Below are 20,204 nucleotides of genomic sequence, written 5' to 3'. Positions count from 1 at the left end.
ATAATACAAAAAAGAGCTTGTGAATCCTATACATTAAACGGTTCATTTTATTCATACTAACAGGTGAAAGCGAGGTATATGATATGAATTTCACTTGGATGGTTGGACTTTTAATGCTCATTCAACCTCTTTCTACACAAGACCACCTATCTATTACTCATGACGGTAAACCAATTGAACGGATTGAACGGGACAAAGTGACCGTACCTCTTCTTCCTGTACCTATGGTTGATCATGATCGATACAATCTTCTTCTAAAAGAATTGGATAAAAAGACATATAGAGAGCCCATAAATGCCCGCATTGATAAAAGCGGACAAATTGTTCCTGAGCAAGCGGGTGTCAAACTATATCATAAAGATTTTGCGGAGAAATTTTATACTTATTTTTTTAACGGCGGTACGTCAACATTAGAAATCCCGACGCTTCCTGTTCCGCCTCGCGTAGATAAGGAGCTGCTTGCAACGATTCGAATTAAGCAAATCGGTCATTATCATACAGTATTTAACCCTCATAATAAAAATCGTTCTCACAATATTTCTCTTGCGGCTGAATCACTAGACAGCAGCGTTATATTTCCTGGGGAAGTTTTCTCTTTTAATCAAACCGTTGGAAAAAGAACGGCAGCAAAAGGGTATATGCGTGCGCCAATCATTGTAAAAGGAGAGTATTCTGAAGGAGTTGGAGGAGGAATTTGCCAAGTTTCTTCTACTTTATTTAACGCCGTTGATAACGCTGGCGTAACGATTACACAGCGTTATTCACACAGCCGTAGCGTTTCCTACGTACCTCCTGGACGAGACGCTACCGTCAGCTGGTATGGACCTGACTTTCACTTTAAAAATACGTATAGTGATCCTTTGTTGATTCGAGCGCAGGTACACGGAGGAGTCGTAAGCGTGGCCGTTTACTCTACTGATGCGATTGAATATAAGCCTCGCCGCGTGCCTTGGGCTTCTATTGACCAATTGCCGAAAGAGAAGAAAATTGAATCGCATGTTGATACTGAGCCTGCTGATTAATCATCTCTTCCAGCTTTTTATAATGAACACAAAAAAGCCTAAAGGGTATCCTTTAGGCTATTCAGTGATATAATTAGCAGCCGTATCCGCCACCATAACCACCGCTATAACAACTACATCCGATAATTACTAATAGAATAAATAATACAACTAATAAAGCGAAACCAGAACCAAATCCACATCCAGCATTAGACATACAAGCACTCCCTTTCAACGTAATTTTCTGTTGCTAAAACAAAGAAGGTTCAAACATGGGGTGTTTCTCATGGATAGCTTATTGTATGTCTGCCTAGACGTTTTGGTTTGCTGTTCTGCTCATTTTTTTAAAATTGGGCTTGTTTTCGTCTTTACAACTTGGAAAATGCAATTCCGTAAAAGCAAAGCTCATTTCCACTCTTCTTTTAAAATCGCGTAATAATATTCATCCCACCATCCTTTATCAGTTGGAATACATTTTTTAAAATAACCTTCTCTTCTCATCCCGATCTTCTCCATAACACGATAAGAAGACGTATTCTCTGGTTGACAAGTAGCAATAATCCGATGCAGTTTCATTGTGTTAAAACCATAGTCCACTATTGCTTTTGCCGCTTCTGAAGCATATCCTTTCTGATGATAGAGAGCATTAAATACCCAGCCAATTTCATAAGTATGGTCCCCAAAATAGTTAAAAAAGACGATATGACCAATTATGATGTTTTCATTTTTTAATACAACTGGAAAGTTTTTAACGTTTCCTTTCATATTTTCATTTACAAATTTCTTCGCATCATCCTTACTAAAAACACCTTCTGGTATGTACTTCATGACATTAGCATCAGATGTATATGCGTAGACCTCCTGCCAATCTTCATAGTTAAATTTGCGTATTAATAACCTGTTAGTCTCAATGTTCATGTGGTTCTCCCCTATCTCAAAGCTATCTTTCTATACGCTTGTTTCGATAGTGAAGAGATAAAAACCTCTTTGCACCAAGTTACTATTGCTTTTGCTGACGCTTCTTTAAAACAAGATAAAGTGACTCCGCGAAAAAGAAAAACAAAAGAGAAAAAAGGACAAATAATTCGGCCACTTCCATTTACACAAAACGGGCTTAAAGCATGGTATAGTGCCTGCAGTACGTTCGTTCCTTGAAAAAGATCAATTCCTACAGAAAGAGCGAGCAGTGATCCAAATAGCAGCAGGCTGACTCCAATAACTTCATCATTTTCACTCTTCACCTAATTATTGCTTACCTCATAGGTTCGTCATTTTTATTTACTGCCATGCAAAAGATATTTTGTTAAAAATTATATAACTATACGGTTTTGGTCAAATTAATAAAAACTATAGTATATAGTAAGGGTGCTTTCATTTATGCCTTCGTTCTTTAAAAATCAAAAATCTAAAAATAATCTTCGACCTCAGGCAAATCAAACAAGCAGTGAACAAACATAGTCTTCTCTTAAGAATCTGCTGCCTGAGAACCTTACCTTTATTAATAGGTACAGCTACTTTATTTAAAATTAAATCTCCTTCACAACTAGCGTATCCTTTACGCATCATTGTGTTGCTTTTGTCGATTACCATCGCTAGTAATTTTTAAGAACATCTTTATAAAGGGTTACACGTAGCGAGATTTCTTTTATATATGCCGCTATTTTCTATCGTACCCATACTGCTTCTGAATATCGCCTTTTTGAAAAATAGGAAGAAGCAACACAGATCGTGTATCTCTAATAAATAGAAAAATGGCTTAATTTATCGAGGTGATTTTTTTGTATATATGGTTTTATGATCATTTTGTTAATACCATCTTATTTCCGCTTACTTGTATCATGCTAGTGTGCCTATCATTAGGACTGTATGCATACTTTAAGCTGAAAAAAATGAAAAATTGATACTAGATGGCTATTTCCCTCATTCAAAACAAGAAAGATACAACAAGATAAAAAGCTACTGTTATTCCCGCTGCAATTAAAGCTGGCTTTAATTTATACTTGGCATATTCAATAACCGACAAATCTAATATTTTGGCGATGGTATTCGTATCGTCGCTTAAAGGTGAAGAAAACGCTCCAAATGAACCGCTCGCAAACACCGCACCGATAATCAATGGCAAAGAAAGATCTGCAGAACTTGCAAGCGATATGCCAAGCGGCATTAAGATCCCCCACGTTCCCCAAGCAGATCCGATAAAGTAAGAAATAGCGGCTCCAAAGATAAACATGAACGGAGTGACAAACATTTGAGGAATCCACTTAGAATGTGCCGTCACAAAATTTGAAAAACCTAAGTCTTCTGTAACAGCGGATAATCCCCATACTACCGATAACAGCAGAATAACGGACATTAAGTCATTGCCTCCTGTGATAAAACCATTAAGCAAATTCTGTAATGTAAAGCGCTGAAACAAGAAAAAAATGAGGGTAATTAACGTAGTGATAATTAAAGCTACTACCATCGCTTCTAACACGTCTGCTTTAATAAATGCTTCAAAAAAGCTGTGGCTCTTATGATGCCCGCTCCACCATGTTAAAAGTAAGGTAAGTGAAATCACAACAAGTAAAGGTACTAACAAATTCCAAGGCTTAGAAGGCAAATCCTTCGACACGCAAGGATGACAATCATGCCAATCTTTTTCGTCTTCTTCCTCGAGCTTCATAGGAGCCGTAGATGTTGAATGATGAAAAAAGCTGAAATAAATCCCTACTAAAATAATCACAATCGAAAAGAAGTTATAAGGAATGCTTTGAATAAACAAAGAATAAGCGTCTTGTTTTATGCCTTGATGATCAATTGCCATTTGAATGATTGAGACCATATACCCTACAAATGCCGTTGCCACAGGAATTAAGACGATAACAGGAGTAGCAGTTGTTTCAATAACAAACCCTAGCTCTGCTGTCGTCATTTTCACCTTTTTGAGTAATGCTCTCATAATGGGCGCGATCGTCACAAAACGAAATGTGGGAGCACTGAATGTTCCAATGGTTGAAACATAGGTTAAAATAAGAGCTTTTTTTCTTGTATCAATTCTTTCTGCAGCTGTTTCTACAAAACCCTTCACTCCTCCAGCCATCTTAATCATTCCGATAAGCCCTGAAAATGCGTATAAAAAGACGACGATTTCTATATTACTTTTATTTCTAAGAGCTTGTACAATGTAGTGAAGTAGCTTTTCAACACCTCCGACAATCGAATGATCAATCAAATAAGCGCCTACTAATAAGCCTAGAAACAACCCTGGCAGCACTTGTTTGGTGAAAATAGCTATTGGAATAACAATTAAAAACGGTATAATTGAAAACCAACTAGATTCCATAGGACTCTCCCCTATCTTAAAGACCATATTAGATGTCTTCACGTATCGTTCATTAGCTTTTAATGTAACCCCAATATTATGTGTATATTCACGAAAACAACACGTATAAGCAGCACTGCTTTACTAAACTATTTCTGATTAAAAACAGCATAATAAAACTCTTTATTTCTACAACAAAAAAAGCAGTTTGCACATGCAAACTGCTTTTGAAAAGAAGCGGAAGACGAGGTTCGAACTCGCGACCCCCACCTTGGCAAGGTGGTGTTCTACCACTGAACTACTTCCGCGCGTATATGAAAGTAAAGATGCGGGTGAAGGGACTTGAACCCCCACGTCATAAGACACTAGATCCTAAGTCTAGCGCGTCTGCCAATTCCGCCACACCCGCGTGTGAATTAAAAGATAACTCCAAAATGGCAGGGGCAGTAGGAATCGAACCCACACTGACGGTTTTGGAGACCGTAGTTCTACCTTTAAACTATGCCCCTAGAAATCATTTCTTCAAAAGAACCTCATTTATTAACGACGCTATATTATAATAAAACATATATAAAATTTCGTCAATAGGGCTTTTTAAGAATCATGACTAGTACTAGCGATTTCAAAAAACTGTGAGGCATATCACAGCTTTTTATACTCCCCTCCGCCAGTTGCAGTAGCTCTTAATTCTACCATTGATTTTCAGTAAAAGCCTTTTTTAGACACAGTGCGGAACTATACAAAATGTCTCCAAAATCGCGTGAAGACCGAAAGGATATGTAGGAGTGCAGACTTTACAGGAGGGACATTTTTTTGAGAATCCGTATTAAGATCAACAGGTTCTCCCTCATTTCCTACAAGCGCACTGTGAGAAATTTTAGTTTCAATAGCTCCTGTTAGCTCGGCTGCAAATTCTTCACTATCTATCATAACCATGGATTCAGTATTTAAAAATACTGAACGTGAATCTAAGTTAAAAGAACCAACTGCACTTAAACGCTGATCATAAACAACAGATTTCCCGTGAATTGAATAAGGCTTTTGATATTCATAAAGCTTTGAACCAGCTTTTATAACGCGATTCTTCACTCCCAAGTATGCAGAAAAAGCCATAGCATTTGGAGTGGATGTAATAGAATTAGTTAAAATAATTCTTTGCACTTTTGGTTTTACTTGCTTATCTATATACTGTTCCATCTCTTTTGTTGGTACGATATAAGGGCTTTGAACAACAATGGATTTTTCAGCTTGTTGGGAAAGCTTAATAAATGTTTTCCATATAAAAGGGCTTTTATTCATTCGTTGAATAGGATTTGTAATAAAAGAAACCTTTCTTGTAGGCATCGTTGCTTCTCTCCATACAATATAAGGATGGACAAAAGGTTCATTTGCTTTTTTTGCCTCTTCGTATTGATCTATTAACAATTTCTTGCCTGAAAGGCCCCGAAATTGTTTAGTTTTCTTGAGCTTTGGAAAAGCTTTGCGGGTATACGGGTGGTTCCATAATTTCTCTACATACTTCTCCATTGAGACAATGACACTATAACTTTCTTGCTTTGTGTTATAAATTAGCACATCACGGTCATAGACAAAATTTTTATCTGGTTGACTGGCCAAGTATTTATCTCCAATGTTTCGTCCTCCACTAATACCTAATTGACCATCGACTACTATTATTTTATCGTGAAGACGGTTATGCCATGTCCAAGGTTTAAAAATAGTGAAGGGCTCATAGTACTTTAATTCTATATTATTGTGGAAAGCTAGAGCATAAAGAACATTTTTTCTCTTGCCTTTTAACCCATGAGAGATCCCGTCTAACAGCACGCGAATACGTATACCTCGATCCGCAGCTTCGAATAAAGCGCCCATAAGTAAATCCGAAGAACGACCTTTACCTATGGAAAAGTAAGCAATATCAATTGTATGCCTCGCTTCTTGAATCATCTGCATCCGAACAAGCCCTGAAAGATAACCGTTTTCCAAAAGCATAACTCGATCTGTGGATTCTTTCTTCCCGTAAAAATTCTCAGTATTCATTACTTTTAGGTCTTTTCCCTTATGCAAAGGGACATAAAACAGTACCACTGCAGTTGCGAATACATATATGAAGTACAATACGACAATCATTATTAGTATGTTTATTAGCATATTTCCTGTCACAATCCCTTTCCATTCTTATCGTTCTGTTTTTATTAGGATTCTTACTTTTTTAACTTCTATACCTTTTAAAATAAGAATGGAATGATGGATTATTTGTTACACCACTGTTGATTTCCGTGCAAGTCTTCGCCTTTCCTCCCAAACAACAGCTAGAAGCAATTATATACACGAAACTTACGTTTACACTATCAATAAAAAAATCCGAACGCATTCGATTCTCCATCAAGAATCAAACGTGCTCGGATCTTCCTTCAAATAACATGCTTTTGTTCCAGCCTCTTTCAAATAGATATGATTATTGTAAAAATAATTCTCAATTTTTTCTTTATACATATTTAAGGAGATATATGCTTGATTATGGTTTTAAGATAACTTTTGTACATTCATCCTGATGATTGTTAAACATTTCATAAGCTTCACTCGCTTGATCAAGAGGGATTTTATGAGAAATTATTTCTGTAGGATCAAACTCCCTATCTGTAATTTTTTTGAATAATTCTGGCATGTAATGAATTACTGGAGCCTGTCCCATTTTTAAAGTGATGTTTCTTTCAAAAATGTTCCCAAGAGGAAACATATTATATATTGATCCATATACACCTGTTAGCTGAATTGTGCCAAATTTCCTTACTGCTTTTAGTGCAATTTGAATAGCACTTAACGTTCCTCCTTGCAGCTTGAGTTTCTGTTCAATCGCTTCTACTGGTGATTTCTTTCCATCCATTCCTACACAGTCAATTACAACATCTGCTCCACCACCGGTTACCTCTTTAATATAGCTTCCCATATCGTCGTATTTATCAAAATTAAAGCACTCTACGTTATTCATTTGTTTAGCTCGTTTTAATCTATATGGAACGTTATCAACAGCGATGACCCGTTTAGCACCTTTCATCCATGCAAACTTTTGAGTCATTAATCCAATGGGGCCGCTGCCAAGAACCACTACTGTATCCCCAGGTCCAACTCCGGAATTTTCTACACTCCAATAAGCGGTTGGCAGAACATCAGACATAAATAACAATGCCTCATCTTCAAGCTCACAGGAGGGCGGAATTACAAATGGCATAAAATTCCCAAAGGGAACACGTAATAGTTCAGCCTGTCCTCCTGGGTGATTCCCGTATCGTTCAGTGAACCCGAAGTATCCTCCTGTATCGATTTCCTTATTAGGATTAGAGTTATCACATTGACTTTCTAAATCATGCTGACAATAATAACAGGTCCCGCACGAAATATTGAACGGTAAAACTACTCTGTCTCCTTTTTTTACTTTTGTTACCTCTGGACCCACTTCTTCTACAATCCCCATTGGTTCATGACCAATAACGTATCCTTTTTCAGCAGGGAGAGCACCTTGGTAGATATGTAAGTCCGAACCGCAAATAGCTGTAGATGTAATCCTAACAATAATGTCGTCTTTTTTCTTCAAAGATGGATCTTCTACTTCTTTTACTTGGATATCCTTTGCACCTTGAAAAGTTACTGCTTTCATAATCATCCTCCTTAATTAAATTACTACTCTATACCCTTAATGTCCCAAAATATGTATATGTATGGGTAGAAATTTATTTAGCCTTCATTTAGATTAAAAAATGAGCGTAAATACTGCTTATACGACAAAAAAAGCAGAAGTTCATTACCTTCTGCTTTTACAATTTATACTCTCTATTGTGAACCTGCCTAAGTAAAACAGCGGCTCTTTTATTGATTAAGATCGTTCTCCATATCTTTTATATCTTGCTGAAACTCTGTTAAACGCTGACGCTGTGTTTCAGAAGCATTTTCAAGCGCATTCTCAATTTGCTGAGAGGCTTCATTCACTTCACCTATTGCTTGCTTCGCTTCATGGCCGTACGATGCATCATTTTTAGCTTCATTTGCCTGTTCATATGCATCTACTGCTTCTTTATGCCCCTGCTGCGCTGCTTGAAACGATTGTTGTTTATCTTTATTGTATGGGTATTTTTTCATCATAGTGCTCCTTTCCATTTGTTCACTCTTTAGTGTGGCATTTTTCTACTTATTCATACGACGCTTCAATAGGTTAAAGCTAAATGAATATTCCTCATAACAAATCCCTCAATCATATAAGAGCCCTAAAAAATATCTTCTATCTCCTGAAATGCTTTCTATATCTTACAAAAATGTATAATCACTTTCTTTAGCAGACATCATACGAATAGCTTATCTGAACGAAAAAATGTATTGGGGTTGACTGCATGCACTTGTTTCTTTTCTTTTTGATCATTTGTGCAGGGATTATATGGATGGAAACAAAAAGATTACCTCAACACTCTCATAAAAAGGAACGGAACATTTTTATGGTATTCATGACAATCAGTATCATAATCGCTCTTGCAAAAATCTTTCGGCTGCCTTTACCGAACCCTTCTGATTGGGTAGAAGTAATGTTTCAACCTTTAAGTCACTTATTATTCCGTTGGATCACTTAATTCATGTATATGGCAAAAGGATGTGCTCATTTTGCTTAATGAAATCAATATTTCAGCTGCGCAGTTTCGCAAATTAGTAACTTTATATAGCATCGGAAGCACAATTATTGTTGTACCTGCCGCTATTACAGCTGATGCTCATCAAGATGCCTGGATTGCATCACTCTTCGGCGTAGCATCAGGAATTGGCTTAGTTTTGCTTTTTACCTCACTAGGAAAAATGTTTCCCACGCTTACGCTGATGGAAATGAACGAAAAAATTTTAGGCAAACTATTTGGAAAGATTGTTTCTGCTGTTTTTGTGTTATCTAATTTATTTATCAGCAGTCAAGTTCTTTACTATGTAGGAAATTTTCTTACCACTCAAATCCTTCCCTACACGCCGCTAACAGCCATCCACATTGCATTTATGGGTGTCGTCATCGTAGGAGTACGCCTAGGAATAGAAGTGATTGCACGAAGTGCCGAGATTTTATTTCCTTGGTTTGTCAGATTATTCGGCCTTCTTATTTTGTCTATGATCCCTCAAATTAAAATAGAGCATATTCAGCCTGTGTTGGAAATCCATCCAAAAGCTTTTATTCGTGCTGTTTTAACGTTTTTAAGCATGAGTTCTTTGACTTATACCATTCTGCTTATGATTTTCCCTTCACACACGCCAGACATGAAAAAGGCAACTCAATCTTTTTATGTAGGTAATATAGCCGGTGGACTAGTGATGGTGACGTTAATCTTACTCGGAATTCTAGTACTTGGTCCTTATTACTCCCAAATCACCATGTTTCCAAGCTATGAATTAGGAAGAAGAATTGATGTAGGAAACTTTCTTCAAGGAATTGAAGTAGTCATTGCTATTTTGTGGTTTATTACTCTCTTTTTTAAGCTTTGCATTTACTTTTACGCTACTCTTTTGGGGTTTGCCAATGTATTTCATATAAAGGACTACACGCTATTTTCTTTTCCAGTCGCGTTCATTATGATTACCCTTTCCCTTATTGTGTATCCAAGCGTTTCTTATCAAAAGGATTGGGATACAAAAACGTGGATTCCCTACAGCTTACTTGTAGGCATCTTATATCCACTTTTCCTTTTAATTGCCGGGTTTATTCAAAATAAAAAGCGGCGTTCTAGCAATGGATAGAAATCCAAAAACCTTTCATAAAGAATGCACCTTCAGTATAAGTAATTATTTTCCAGGAAAATATAACACTAATTATTTTCATGCTTCCATCGCTGGAGTGTGTCAAATTTTTAACATTGCTGAAATCCGTTTTTTAACGTTACCGATGGGATTAATCGTTATGACTTTTTCCATTATTGTTTAGCCAAGCATTTTCTATCAAAAAACATGGTTAGCCGAAACGTGGATTCCCTATAGTTTTTTCGTAGGAGCTTTTTATCCTTTTATTCTCCTTACTATAGGCTGGATCCGCTTTAGACCTGCTAAAATAAAAAAATAATAAAATCCACATAAAAAAAGCAGGTAGTCACCTGCTTTTTTTATGCTTGAAGCGCTTGAAGTCCTGCTTGGTTTAAGAAATGCCAAGGCTTATTAAAATGCGGCTGAAAGAAAAAGTCCATAAAGCCAAGCTCATCGATCGTCATTTCCTGCTGTACACATACAGACAATGTATTGATTGCTTGAGTAGCATCAATTTTAGAAATAACCTGTGCGCCTACAATTCGTCTTGTTTCTTCTTCATATACTACTTTTAACGTAATATTTTCGTACGTTGGCATGAATTCAGGTCGGTTATTCTCTGATATTGTGATACTTTTCACATTCATATCAAAAAGAGAAGCTGCTGTTTCTGTTATGCCGGTAGATGCAACATTGTAATCATAAATATGCAAGCCTGACGTTCCTTGTGTTCCCATGTACTTAATCGTTGGCTTAACAAGGTTTTGAGCTACTAATGTTCCCATTCTAACCGCATTGGTAGCAAGCGGAATATAGGCATGTTTCTTAATCGGATTGTAGTAAATGGCACAGCTATCTCCGGCAGCAAATATATCTTTTTTGCTTGTTTGCATATATTCATCAACCACAATTGCGCCGTTTGGAAGCATATCTACTTGTCCTTTTACTAAGTCTGTATTTGGACGGAATCCAACACACAGAATAACAAGATCCGCTTCGTATTCGCCATCAGTTGTCATTACTTTTTCAACAGATCCCTCGCTGCCTACAAATTTAGTAACCGCTTGGTTTAATGCTAATTTAACTCCTCGATTTTCAAACTCAGTTTCCATTAAATTCGTAAATTCTGGATCAAGATATTTATTTAAAATGCGATCAGCACTATCAATAAACGTCACTTCTTTTCCATACACTTCGAATGCTTCTACTAACTCTGCACCAATATAGCCCGCACCAATTACGGCTATTTTCTTCGCTTGCTTCGCTTTTTCAATGATGTGATTAGCATGCTGATAGTTTTTACAAAGCACAACATTATTTAAATCGATGCCTTCAAGGTTTGGAATAATCGGCCATGATCCAGTTGTCATCACTAGTTTGTCAAATGTATCTTCAAATTCTTTGTTGGTTTCTAAATTTCGTACAGCTATTTTTTTACCATCTGTATCAATATTCGTAACTTCATGTTTCATTTTCATATTTACACCCATCTCTTGCAATTCAGACGGTGAAGAGTAAAATAAGCCATTTGCATCTTTTACGACCCCGCCTACATAGAGCGCAATTCCACAAGACAAAAATGAAACATTATCATTTCGCTCATAAACTGTAATTTTAGCTTCTGGATAAAGTTCTGCCATATTTTTTACTGCTGCCGTTCCTGCATGTGTACACCCTACTACTGCAATTTTCATAGATGATATCCCCCTTAGGATTATAGAAAATATGATATTGTGAAGTTTTTCACATATATTGTGAAATGTTTCACATATCTTTTACAATTCTTATTATACAAACATGTTTGTCCTTTTTCAAGAGATATGTGAAAAAAATCACATACTTTTTTAAAAAAATATGTTACAGGGTCCTTTAAATAACGTTGAAGCTTGATATGATGCGCTTTTCTTGCTGATGCGCTGCTGATGAGAAACTTCATCAGCTTGTTTTTTTACGTAGAAATTCACTATCCAATGCACTCTCCATCAAAAAAAATAAGACGGATAAAAGAGTCACCGCTAAAATAGATACAGTGATGCCGCTCACAAGCAAGTCTGCTATATAAACTGATAGAAAAGTAAAAAATATATCCACAAAAGCTGCAGATGTTATAAATAGTACTCTATTCAGTCTGGCATTCTTCATTAAAAAAATGAGTACCTTTGAAAAAAGCTCTGTGATAGAGCCAAATACAAAAATTAAAAATAGAAATAAACATATGGCCCAGTAGGACTCATATTCCACTCCCATTACTTTAAGGAAGCCTATAAAACCAAAAAAATAGCTTACCATTAGTATCGCTAAAATGATTAGTACCATCGCTCCTACTATAATGAACGCGATTAAACGATCCATTCCCCTGCTTTTTCTTTTCATTGTTCCACTCCACCTTACTTACTCATCACTTAATCCATATTATACGAAAAAAGTGCGATACCGTGGTATCGCACTTTTCTACATTATTTATCTTTTTTATCTTGAAGGGCTTGTTTTAAAGCATCACCCAAGCTTGAACCAAATGCTCCGTCATCATTGTATTTGTTAAGAAGCTTTCGTTCTTCTCGTTTCGAAATCTTTTTCTTTTTGTCCTCAGCTTTCTCCACTACTTGACATGAACGACATTGGAAGTACGTACCCGCTTTTCCTGAGTGAATTTCCATTCGCTTATGACACTGTGGGCAGCGTCGATTTGATAGTTTAGGGTCTTTTGCGCGTCTATAGCTGCACTCAAGACTTGAACAAACGAGCACCCTTCCTTGCTTTGTTTTCTTTTCTTTCAAGAAAGAACCGCATTCCGGACATTTAGAGCCCGTTAAATTATGAGGTTTGTACGTTTGATTACTTGTTTTGACTTGCTTAACTAGCTTTTCTGTTTGTTCGCGAATATTTGTTAAGAACTCTTTTGCATTTCCTTTTCCTTTAGCAATTGCTTCTAAGTCACGTTCCCACTTAGCCGTAAGCTCAGGCGACTTTAACTCATCTGCTACTAGGTCAATCAGCTGCTTCCCTTTTTTGGTTGCGTGCAGACGATTGTTTTGGCGATCAATGGATTCATTCTGCAGAAGTTTTTCAATAATATCTGCACGTGTTGCCGGGGTACCTAAATTATGTTTTTCCATTTGTCCAAGAAGATCCGCTTCTGTATAGCGCTGCGGCGGCTCTGTAAATGCACTTTTCATCGTTACATCTTGAATAAGCAGCTTGCTGCCTTCTTCCATATCAGGCAGCTTCACCGTTGCTTCTGAGTCTCCACTAGAAACTTTTTTGAAGCCTGCATTCACGACTTGCTTTCCGCTTGCTACTAACTGTTCCCCGTTTACTTCAAGCTCTGCTTTAACCACTTCATACTCATATGCAGGATAAAATAATGAAATAAATCGCTTTGCAATTAAGTCATACAGCTTTCGTTCATCAGCTGATAGGTCCTGTAAAAACACAGGCTGATCTGTCACGATAATAGCATGGTGATCACTTACTTTTTCGTTATTAACCACTCGCTTTGGCAGCTGTGCATTTCTTAAAATTGGACGAACCTCTTCTTTATATACAGCAGAGATGCTTTCCAAACGCTCTTTCATAGTAGAAACCATATCTGTTGTTAAATAACGGGAATCAGTACGTGGATATGTGACTAACTTATGCTGTTCATATAGCTTTTGAAGTACATTTAATGTCTTCTTAGCAGAGAAATTAAAGCGTTTGTTAGCATCCCGCTGCAGTTCGTTTAAGTCATAAGGAAGCGGCTGCGCTTCTTTATGCATTTTGCGCTTAATTGTTTTTACAACTGCTTCGCCTGATAATTTTGAGTGCAGCTCTTTTGCGCGTTTTTCATCAAAAATGCGCTTTTCATTGCCCTTTTGCCAAGCTGCTTCAAAAGATGAAAACTGAGCTGTAAGCGTCCAATATTCACTAGGTTTGAATGTATTGATTACCTGTTCACGCTCAATTATCATCGCAAGGGTCGGTGTTTGGACCCTTCCTGCCGATAATGGTTCTTCGTATTTAGTCGTTAACGCTCTCGTTACGTTTAAACCGATAAGCCAATCAGCTTCTGAACGGCAAACCGCTGAGTCATACAAGCGGTTAAACTCTTTTCCTGGTTTTAACTGTTTAAACCCATCACGAATTGCTTTATCCGTTTGAGACGAAATCCAAAGGCGTTTAAACGGCTTGTTCCAGCGTACCTTTTCCATAATCCAGCGGGCTACAAGCTCTCCTTCACGCCCGGCATCAGTCGCAATAATTAACTCTCCAATATCCTTTCTTTTTGCTAGATCGGATACTGTGCGAAACTGAGAGCTCACTTTACGAATTACTTTCAATTTCATTTTCTCAGGCATGATTGGCAGATCTTCTAATCGCCATGTTTTATATTGGTTATCATAATCCTCTGGTGTTTGTAATTCAACTAAATGACCAAGTGCCCATGTTACGACATACTTTGGCCCTTCAATATACCCTTTTTTTGTTTGTGTGCTGCCAAGTACGCGCGCAAGATCACGTGCTACACTTGGCTTTTCTGCTAATACAAGTGATTTCATTTTATGTATACCTCCAATTCACTTGTTCCATTATACATGATTGTATACCTTTTGTACGACTTCAGGATTAAGTTTACATAACAAGATTATAATAAATAAAGCTGAAGAATTTCTCTTCAGCTTCTAGCTACTTCTTTTTATAAAATAGGCGTGAAATAATTAGACCGATAGCTCCTAAGACGATAAATAACAAGGCCCTTATAGCCATTGGGATAAAAGGTAAATCATATAAAACGAGTTTAAAAAGTGTTAAGAACAAAATGCCCACGCCGACATACGTTGCTGTTTTAAACGTTTTAAGTGCTCCTATAATGAATGCAGTAATGGACAGCACTAGCCAAACGGCCGTCATAATAAGCGTTTGTGTATTAGCGGAAAGATCAGTGGTTCCAGCGACCGTCACTTCCGTTGCAAAAATTAAAGAAAGAATAGAAAAAACAATACTTCCTCCAATTTTGAACGTATCATGCTCATCTTTTTCTGTTTTTTGAATGCTGATCCATATAAATACTAGAATAGATGCTAACACAACAAGCCAATTTAATGTCGGAAGAGACAGCACTTGTTCGATTGGTGTAACTAAGATATACGTTGCGCTCAGTATATAAATCGTATAAGAAAACAGTTGATGAAGAAGATTTTTGTACGTCATGGCGATATAGTAAACTGCAAGCCCTTGAATCACATATAAAATCACTCCTTCTCTTAAATCGACGAGCTGATGAATAAAAAACGCTACTGCAACAATTAAATAGGTGATAAAAAATTCAAATTTCTCTTTAGAACTTCTAACTGCGTAAGCACCTAATACGTAAATAATAACTAACGCAAGCAGCACCAGTGTAGTCGTACCATCGTCAAAAACGGCGAGCAGCCAGCCGTACGTAACTGCCAAACTCGATAAAAGGGTAAACGCATATATTTGCAGTACGGACTTTGATAGAAAAAAACTAGAAAGTAAGCATAAATGCTGAATAAGAATCGCCACACCTAATAACCCTTTTACATCATTATCACCAACAAACGAATAGTAAATCAGTAGGGTAAGATTTAATAGTACCGCCGAAAGTACATATAAAATAGAATATTTTTGTTTGACTGCCACATATAAAAAGGCTATATACAGAAACGTTTCATAGCCGATGAAAACAAGCGCATTAGGCGAATTACTTTCAATAAGAAACGGAACTAGTACGCCTCCCACGGCGCTAATAATACCTAGCGCCTGCGAACGATAAAAGACTGTTGCTGCAATTCCTAAGATGATCCAAGTCGCATTTAGCATAAAAGCCAGCGTTGGTCCTGCTAAATGGTATAGGCTATGCATGGCAAACGTCGTTAACATGAGAATAGGAATAGCTCCTCCTACAAGTACTTGCCCGAGCACCAGCCTGCTCTTTTTAATTTGAAAATGACCTGTCACAGCAAAACCTATCGAAAGCACAAAGCCGAGAACAACTTTTGCTTTTTCATTCATTAACCCATAGTCAGAGGCTGCTTTAAATCCCCATAGCACGCCAATGATAAATACAAAAATAAAAATTCTCGGCAGCCATGTTTGAAAAAGAACTTTTTCCCAATCAACAGGCTCTTCTATTGCCTGTGAGCTTTTAGCTGCTGTTTGAGCAGGACGTTTAGTCGTCTCCTGGCGCTGCTTGGGAGGAGCGTGAACTGCTGGTCTTGGAGAATTTGTTTTATATACGAGCGACTTTAGCTTGGCTACGTCTTCTTCTAAACTGCTTATTTTTCGTTCAAGTTCTTCTATTCTTTCTTTTTCCATTTTCTCTCACCCTTTCTCTTTAAAGTATTTGTGATGTTTATATGTATATCTAACAGAACTTAACTATTATACCATTAAAAGGGATATCACTTAGAAACATTCTATTTTTAGCAAAAAAAAATACAGCGCCCTTTTCAAAAGAAAAGTTCGTTGTATAGGAGGTGCTGCATTTTTTATGTCACTTTCTCGCTGTATGTACTATGAAATCCCGCTTCGATGTGGGCTACTTGAAAACTATGGTGACCAATTAAATATTTAACAATATCCACACGGTCAATTTTACCGGGCTTATTGTTCATTGCTTCTCGCACCATAGATTGAAATGTTTCTTTGCAAAACTTCTTTTCATGAAGCAGAATCGTTTCACAATACTCTTCATGGTCTCCCTCTGAAATACGATAATAATGCATTTCTTTCACCCCTTTTTAATGTTATATCTATTACATACCCCAAATATTGCTATTTTAACAAATTAATTTTATTATTCTTTATTTTCCCATGTATATGGTTTATAGGGCAACGTTTCGAAACTCGTCGTTATAAATACTAATTTGAAGCCGCTGAGAAAAACGTTCTTGTTCGATATATGTTTCAGGCATTAATCCAACAGGATATACCTTAGGGTTTTCGCCACTTCCTAATATGTATACATACATCTTTCCTTCGCTTGTATATCGAACCTTCGTCGAAATGCCCCCTTGCCCTTGAAGAGGCGCATACACAGCTCTTACATTATCTCTTATTTCTTGTACAAATCCATGCAGTTCAATATCAGAATCATAATAATGGTTTGCTTCATACAAGCCGTAAATACGAGACTTATCGATATCACATAATATGTTCCAAAATTCAGATAAATCTTCTTGAAACAACACTTGAATAAAGTTTCGTGCAGCTTCTTGCTGTTCTTTTGTTAATTCTTTTGTTAGCGCAAACTCTTCATTTTTTAACATCTCAGTCACCTCCCTTATGTATGTAATACGACAAGAGATACAAATAACCTCTTTTTTCAGCTTATTAGCAACCAATTTATTTTTTACGTTAAAAATTAAAAAGCTATCTCGACTAAGATGTCAAAATAACTTTTCAATTACTGTAGAATAATTACGTAAAGTACTCGATTTTTGCATTTGGAAAATACTGATCAATGTAATATTCCAACGTCTCTCTTAATTCTTGTTCTTCATCTTTTGCGTATACATACTTTCCAATTCCGTAACGCCCCCACTTGTAGCGGCGCTCTTCTTCATTCATCTCAAGCTTTGTTTTCGGATAGTTTTTCTCGATTACCCGCTTGGCCGGCTTGGTAAAGCGATGCTGAATCATTTCAAATGTAATATCATCTCTTGACTCTTCAGGTATAGAAGCATCAAGCTTTTCAAACAACTGACGATACCCTTCCTGCCAACCTTCATGAATGTAAATAGGCGCCACAATAAAGCCAAGTGGATATCCGGCTTTTGCAACTTTATTAGCAGCCTCAATCCGGTAATCAAGAGGGGATGTACCGGGTTCAAAGTTTTTTATAACATAATCCGCGTTTATGCTAAAGCGAAAGCGCGTGCGGCCATTATGTTTAGCATCCAATAAATGATCCACGTGATGAAATTTAGTCACAAAGCGCAGTTGACCTAGTTCACTTTCCCCAAAATATTCAATCGCGCGCTTTAATGAATGTGTTAAATGGTCAATTCCTACGATATCAGAGGTACAAGCCGCTTCAAATCGCGTTATTTGAGGGGCTCTCTCCTGCATATATTGCTCTGCTTGACCTAATATTTCTTCAACATTCACGTACGTACGAATATATGGTTTGCTTCCCATTGTTGTCTGTAAATAACAATAGTGACAGTGCCCCATACACCCTGTTGCAAATGGTATTGCATATTCAGCTGACGGTTTAGATGTATCAAATTTCAATGTTTTACGCACGCCAACTACTAAAGTCGACTTGGCATTGCGGTATTTTTGCAAATCATTTTTTCCCGGTATATTACGGACTTGATTATGAGAAGTTGTTTGACGAATCTCAATTCCCATCTTCTCAAATTTTTCTTTTAATTGAACACCAAGCGGGTACTCCATTGCCCCTGGCTCAATATATACTAATTGAGGTACAAAAGGTTTTATCATCATGTACACTTCCTTTTTTCTAATACTAATAGCGTTTGAAAAATAAAAAGACTCTATCCTTGGTAATTATTTTTCAAACAAAAAAGACTCTCTGTTTAAGAGAGCCTTGCGTCAGTCATATTGTTCATAATCAAATATCTTATTATACATTTTTTCAGCTTCTTCATACGTTGAATACACGGCATCATCTTCAGCTAACAAATGATAAGACTCATGCAGAAACAGCGCCTTTTCACCTTTATTTTCAGGATGTTCAACAATTTCAGCCTGATTAATATTCGCAACGTTTGCCGTATGAGGATTTCGGTAAATAACAAATACTTGATCTCCCACTTGATATTCTTTTTTCTCCACGATCATCATCCTTTTCTTCTTTCTTTACTCGTATGATGTCCGCTTTTACTCATTTTATCCGGTAAAAACCCTCATAGCATCATCAAGAATTCATACGCTTTTACGCTCAATAAACCGAAAAGGGAGCTCAATTTTCTGAGGAACCTTGCTTCCCACTAATGTAAAAAGCGTTTCTCCCATTTCCTTAAGAGGAAGTTCGATCGTTGTTATTTGTAAATAAGAAGAAAGCGGATGATTATCAAAACCAATGATAGCTAATTCACCAGGAACTGAAATACCCGCTTGTTCGCACTGAGCTTTTATTCCGATAGCGACTTGATCGTTTGTTACTAAAAGCGCCTGAGGCCGATTTTTCATCTGCACTAGTTTTTCAACCACTTTTTCACCATCTGTCACGTTCAAACAGCCTTGAAAAACCCATTCCGGATGATAAGGCTGATTTATTCTTTCTACATATTCTTTGTATGCTTGTTGCCGCTGTTGACTATTCGTACCCGTCATTCTTCCAATACAGTAGCCAATATCCGTATATCCTTTTTCTTTTAAATACAGGAGCGCCTGCTTAAAAGCTGCATAATGATCAACGTATACGGAGCGAATAGAACGATTCTGTACGTTTTCGCACACGGCTATCGGACCGTACTGCTGATAATATTCAATCGTGCTCCAGCTGCTTGCTCTAGAACAAATAATCACTCCATCAACTTGCTTTGTTTTTAGCATATGAAGCGCTTCTTCTTCTTTTTTCACATCATAGTTCGTCTGACAAATAACAAGCTGATACTGCTTTTCTAACGCCTGAGATGCCACTCCTTCTAAAAGCAGACTAAAATACGGATGATTAATAAAAGGCAAGACGACGGCAATCATATTTGTTTTCCCTTTTGATAAGTGAACGGCATTAATGTTTTGTTCATAATTAAGTTCGTGAATAACCTGCTCTACCAGCCGGCGTTTTTCTTCTTTTACATACGGATGATGATTTAGCACCCGGGATACAGTCGAAACAGATACACCAGCTTTTTTTGCGATATCTCGGATATTTGTCATGTTTTCACCTTTTTCTCTTGCGCTGAAACGCGTTTCATACTTTATTCTCATTATAAAGTGAAACAGCAAGAAGCTAAACCCGTTACCATCGTGTTTTTACTCATTTACGTAAGGAGGTCATTTCATGGGTATTTTATTATTCATTTTATTATGCGGAATTGAAATTGGAGGAGCGGCTTATGCACTTAAGCAGAACGAGACGCTTTGGAAGGAGTTAGATGATGAAAAGCCGACTGATTTTTTTAAACAGTAAAAAACCCTTAAAAAGAACATTCTTTTTAAGG

The 20,204-nt window shown here is 37.0% G+C and carries 19 protein-coding genes, 3 tRNA genes and 1 pseudogene; 4 read left to right on the top strand and 19 right to left on the bottom strand.

The annotated features are described in order from the left end of the window. The first annotated feature begins 83 nt into the window (after nt 1–83). The gene (locus BG04_RS22770) at nt 84–1,022 is read left to right on the top strand and encodes a VanW family protein (RefSeq protein ID WP_034652272.1); all 939 of its coding nucleotides are present in this window, start codon (nt 84–86) and stop codon (nt 1,020–1,022) included. Nucleotides 1,023–1,095: 73 nt separating this feature from the next. On the opposite strand, the gene BG04_RS30010 is transcribed toward BG04_RS22770, so the two are convergent. From BG04_RS30010 to BG04_RS22760, 3 genes are all read right to left on the bottom strand, one after another. Next, nucleotides 1,096–1,218 carry a YjcZ family sporulation protein gene (locus BG04_RS30010; protein WP_013056948.1) on the bottom strand — a complete coding sequence of 41 codons (123 nt, stop codon included), beginning with the start codon at nt 1,216–1,218 and terminating at the stop codon, nt 1,096–1,098. A gap of 188 nt (nt 1,219–1,406) precedes the next feature. Beyond that, on the bottom strand, nt 1,407–1,919 hold the full coding sequence (locus tag BG04_RS22765) for a GNAT family N-acetyltransferase (RefSeq protein ID WP_034652275.1): 513 nt from the start codon (nt 1,917–1,919) through the stop codon (nt 1,407–1,409). A gap of 11 nt (nt 1,920–1,930) precedes the next feature. Next, entirely contained in the window at nt 1,931–2,242 is a 312-nt protein-coding gene (locus tag BG04_RS22760; protein ID WP_305954802.1) for a YczF family membrane protein, read from the bottom strand. Between the two features lie 257 nt (nt 2,243–2,499). Between BG04_RS22760 and BG04_RS31480 the strand changes: the two are divergent. Next, nucleotides 2,500–2,748, top strand: a pseudogene (locus tag BG04_RS31480) (spore gernimation protein KB); the annotation flags it as partial. Nucleotides 2,749–2,925: 177 nt separating this feature from the next. On the opposite strand, the gene BG04_RS22755 reads toward BG04_RS31480, so the two are convergent. The 7 genes from BG04_RS22755 to BG04_RS22725 all read right to left on the bottom strand — a co-directional run bounded on the left by BG04_RS22755 (nt 2,926) and on the right by BG04_RS22725 (nt 8,442). Then, nucleotides 2,926–4,326 (bottom strand): Na+/H+ antiporter NhaC family protein, encoded by a 1,401-nt coding sequence (locus BG04_RS22755; RefSeq protein WP_034652278.1) that lies wholly within the window; start codon nt 4,324–4,326, stop codon nt 2,926–2,928. Between the two features lie 215 nt (nt 4,327–4,541). Next, nucleotides 4,542–4,613: transfer RNA gene (locus BG04_RS22750), tRNA-Gly, on the bottom strand. A 19-nt stretch (nt 4,614–4,632) separates the two neighbouring features. Further along, a tRNA-Leu gene (locus BG04_RS22745) sits at nt 4,633–4,714 on the bottom strand. Nucleotides 4,715–4,740: 26 nt separating this feature from the next. Further along, nucleotides 4,741–4,814 (bottom strand) — tRNA-Trp (locus tag BG04_RS22740). A gap of 226 nt (nt 4,815–5,040) precedes the next feature. Beyond that, nucleotides 5,041–6,435, bottom strand: a complete 1,395-nt coding sequence (locus BG04_RS22735) for a phospholipase D-like domain-containing protein (RefSeq protein ID WP_034652280.1) — start codon at nt 6,433–6,435, stop codon at nt 5,041–5,043. A 388-nt stretch (nt 6,436–6,823) separates the two neighbouring features. Then, nucleotides 6,824–7,963 carry a zinc-dependent alcohol dehydrogenase gene (locus tag BG04_RS22730; protein WP_016764018.1) on the bottom strand — a complete coding sequence of 380 codons (1,140 nt, stop codon included), beginning with the start codon at nt 7,961–7,963 and terminating at the stop codon, nt 6,824–6,826. 209 nt (nt 7,964–8,172) lie between these two features. Beyond that, nucleotides 8,173–8,442, bottom strand: a complete 270-nt coding sequence (locus BG04_RS22725) for a hypothetical protein (RefSeq protein ID WP_013083053.1) — start codon at nt 8,440–8,442, stop codon at nt 8,173–8,175. A gap of 504 nt (nt 8,443–8,946) precedes the next feature. Between BG04_RS22725 and BG04_RS22715 the strand changes: the two genes are divergently transcribed. Beyond that, nucleotides 8,947–10,065, top strand: a complete 1,119-nt coding sequence (locus BG04_RS22715; RefSeq protein WP_230586560.1) for a GerAB/ArcD/ProY family transporter — start codon at nt 8,947–8,949, stop codon at nt 10,063–10,065. Between the two features lie 359 nt (nt 10,066–10,424). Here the strand turns inward: BG04_RS22715 and BG04_RS22710 are convergent, their stop codons facing one another. The 9 genes from BG04_RS22710 to BG04_RS22670 form a co-directional block, all read right to left on the bottom strand. Then, the gene (locus BG04_RS22710) at nt 10,425–11,759 is read right to left on the bottom strand and encodes an FAD-dependent oxidoreductase (protein WP_034652285.1); all 1,335 of its coding nucleotides are present in this window, start codon (nt 11,757–11,759) and stop codon (nt 10,425–10,427) included. 241 nt (nt 11,760–12,000) lie between these two features. Beyond that, a complete protein-coding gene (locus BG04_RS22705) occupies nt 12,001–12,438 on the bottom strand; it encodes a YrvL family regulatory protein (RefSeq protein WP_034652288.1) in 438 nt (145 codons plus the stop codon). An 83-nt stretch (nt 12,439–12,521) separates the two neighbouring features. Then, entirely contained in the window at nt 12,522–14,603 is a 2,082-nt protein-coding gene (locus tag BG04_RS22700; protein ID WP_016764011.1) for a DNA topoisomerase III, read from the bottom strand. 127 nt (nt 14,604–14,730) lie between these two features. Next, nucleotides 14,731–16,383 (bottom strand): DUF2339 domain-containing protein, encoded by a 1,653-nt coding sequence (locus BG04_RS22695; RefSeq protein WP_034652291.1) that lies wholly within the window; start codon nt 16,381–16,383, stop codon nt 14,731–14,733. A gap of 173 nt (nt 16,384–16,556) precedes the next feature. Next, nucleotides 16,557–16,793 carry a hypothetical protein gene (locus BG04_RS22690; RefSeq protein ID WP_013056931.1) on the bottom strand — a complete coding sequence of 79 codons (237 nt, stop codon included), beginning with the start codon at nt 16,791–16,793 and terminating at the stop codon, nt 16,557–16,559. Nucleotides 16,794–16,892: 99 nt separating this feature from the next. After that, nucleotides 16,893–17,336 carry a hypothetical protein gene (locus BG04_RS22685; RefSeq protein WP_034652294.1) on the bottom strand — a complete coding sequence of 148 codons (444 nt, stop codon included), beginning with the start codon at nt 17,334–17,336 and terminating at the stop codon, nt 16,893–16,895. Nucleotides 17,337–17,487: 151 nt separating this feature from the next. Next, the gene (gene splB, locus BG04_RS22680) at nt 17,488–18,516 is read right to left on the bottom strand and encodes a spore photoproduct lyase (protein ID WP_025752275.1); all 1,029 of its coding nucleotides are present in this window, start codon (nt 18,514–18,516) and stop codon (nt 17,488–17,490) included. 111 nt (nt 18,517–18,627) lie between these two features. Beyond that, nucleotides 18,628–18,876: a transcriptional regulator SplA domain-containing protein gene (locus tag BG04_RS22675; protein WP_016764006.1), complete on the bottom strand. Its 249-nt coding sequence runs from the start codon at nt 18,874–18,876 to the stop codon at nt 18,628–18,630. An 84-nt stretch (nt 18,877–18,960) separates the two neighbouring features. Then, entirely contained in the window at nt 18,961–19,920 is a 960-nt protein-coding gene (locus BG04_RS22670) for a LacI family DNA-binding transcriptional regulator (RefSeq protein WP_013083045.1), read from the bottom strand. A gap of 124 nt (nt 19,921–20,044) precedes the next feature. Between BG04_RS22670 and BG04_RS31700 the strand changes: the two genes are divergently transcribed. Beyond that, on the top strand, nt 20,045–20,173 hold the full coding sequence (locus tag BG04_RS31700; protein WP_013083044.1) for a hypothetical protein: 129 nt from the start codon (nt 20,045–20,047) through the stop codon (nt 20,171–20,173). Nucleotides 20,174–20,204 lie beyond the last annotated feature (31 nt).

Source organism: Priestia megaterium NBRC 15308 = ATCC 14581 (genome assembly GCF_000832985.1).
GTDB classification, from domain to species: domain Bacteria; phylum Bacillota; class Bacilli; order Bacillales; family Bacillaceae_H; genus Priestia; species Priestia megaterium.
This window is presented reverse-complemented; position numbering and strand designations above follow the sequence as displayed.

Coding starts and splice junctions, on each gene's coding strand:
- BG04_RS22710 (WP_034652285.1), bottom strand. CDS start 11,759: ATGAAAATTGCAGTAGTAGGGTGTACACATGCAGGAACGGCAGCAGTA.
- BG04_RS22770 (WP_034652272.1), top strand. CDS start 84: ATGAATTTCACTTGGATGGTTGGACTTTTAATGCTCATTCAACCTCTT.
- BG04_RS22700 (WP_016764011.1), bottom strand. CDS start 14,603: ATGAAATCACTTGTATTAGCAGAAAAGCCAAGTGTAGCACGTGATCTT.
- BG04_RS22730 (WP_016764018.1), bottom strand. CDS start 7,963: ATGAAAGCAGTAACTTTTCAAGGTGCAAAGGATATCCAAGTAAAAGAA.
- BG04_RS22695 (WP_034652291.1), bottom strand. CDS start 16,383: ATGGAAAAAGAAAGAATAGAAGAACTTGAACGAAAAATAAGCAGTTTA.
- BG04_RS22765 (WP_034652275.1), bottom strand. CDS start 1,919: ATGAACATTGAGACTAACAGGTTATTAATACGCAAATTTAACTATGAA.
- BG04_RS22735 (WP_034652280.1), bottom strand. CDS start 6,435: ATGATTGTCGTATTGTACTTCATATATGTATTCGCAACTGCAGTGGTA.
- BG04_RS22675 (WP_016764006.1), bottom strand. CDS start 18,876: ATGATCGTGGAGAAAAAAGAATATCAAGTGGGAGATCAAGTATTTGTT.
- BG04_RS22755 (WP_034652278.1), bottom strand. CDS start 4,326: ATGGAATCTAGTTGGTTTTCAATTATACCGTTTTTAATTGTTATTCCA.
- BG04_RS30010 (WP_013056948.1), bottom strand. CDS start 1,218: ATGTCTAATGCTGGATGTGGATTTGGTTCTGGTTTCGCTTTATTAGTT.
- BG04_RS22690 (WP_013056931.1), bottom strand. CDS start 16,793: ATGCATTATTATCGTATTTCAGAGGGAGACCATGAAGAGTATTGTGAA.
- BG04_RS22685 (WP_034652294.1), bottom strand. CDS start 17,336: ATGTTAAAAAATGAAGAGTTTGCGCTAACAAAAGAATTAACAAAAGAA.
- BG04_RS22725 (WP_013083053.1), bottom strand. CDS start 8,442: ATGAAAAAATACCCATACAATAAAGATAAACAACAATCGTTTCAAGCA.
- BG04_RS22670 (WP_013083045.1), bottom strand. CDS start 19,920: ATGACAAATATCCGAGATATCGCAAAAAAAGCTGGTGTATCTGTTTCG.
- BG04_RS22705 (WP_034652288.1), bottom strand. CDS start 12,438: ATGAAAAGAAAAAGCAGGGGAATGGATCGTTTAATCGCGTTCATTATA.
- BG04_RS31700 (WP_013083044.1), top strand. CDS start 20,045: ATGGGTATTTTATTATTCATTTTATTATGCGGAATTGAAATTGGAGGA.
- splB (WP_025752275.1), bottom strand. CDS start 18,516: ATGATAAAACCTTTTGTACCTCAATTAGTATATATTGAGCCAGGGGCA.